This window comes from Brevundimonas denitrificans, from assembly GCF_030160755.1.
Taxonomy (GTDB): domain Bacteria; phylum Pseudomonadota; class Alphaproteobacteria; order Caulobacterales; family Caulobacteraceae; genus Brevundimonas; species Brevundimonas denitrificans.
Map to the genome: position 1 here is coordinate 1 of NZ_BSOY01000211.1, position 602 is coordinate 602.

General features: G+C 60.0%; 1 protein-coding gene. It reads right to left on the minus strand.

Annotated features, from left to right (window positions below; all coding sequences use genetic code 11):
* Positions 1 to 439: SAM-dependent methyltransferase (locus QQJ79_RS15805; RefSeq protein WP_284223887.1), on the minus strand; the 439-nt coding region annotated here is incomplete at its 3' end.
* Positions 440 to 602 lie beyond the last annotated feature (163 nt).

A 602-nucleotide genomic window follows, 5' to 3' on the forward strand; every position in this document is an offset into this window, starting at 1 on the left:
CGCCAAGGGCTGCCTTCACACGCTTGTCCGCATCCTCGGACGTGAAATCAAGCTGCATCACCTCGGCGCCCGGCATGGGTTCCATTTCCAGAATATCCACGGCCAGAACCTTGCCCTTGCCCTTCTGGGCACCGACACGCTCCACCGCGATCTGGGTCCAACCGCCCGGGGCGGCCCCAAGGTCAACCACAGAATCACCCGGTTTGAGAAGGTTATAGCGATCATCAAGCTGCAACAGCTTGAACGCCGCACGGGACCGGAAGCCCCGCGCCCGCGCTTCGGCCACGTAAGGATCGTTCAGCTGACGTTCCAGCCACAGCTTGGACGAATATTTCCGTCCCCGGGCTGTCTTCACCTTGGTATGCAGCAAGCGGCCGGTTGTGGAGCTGCTCTCGCTCTTCCCGCCCTTGCCTTTTTTCTTTCCGCCCGATGCAGTCATGGGGTTCTAAACTCTACTTTCCTTGATCGTCTGTTCTTGTGCAGGGACAGGAGCCGCCTTATTTTCCCGGTCGGCGTCGTTCATCAATCCGAACAACAGGCCTTCCCGAACGCCCCGGTCCGCCACACGCAATTTTCGCACCGGCCATGTGTTGTGCATGGCC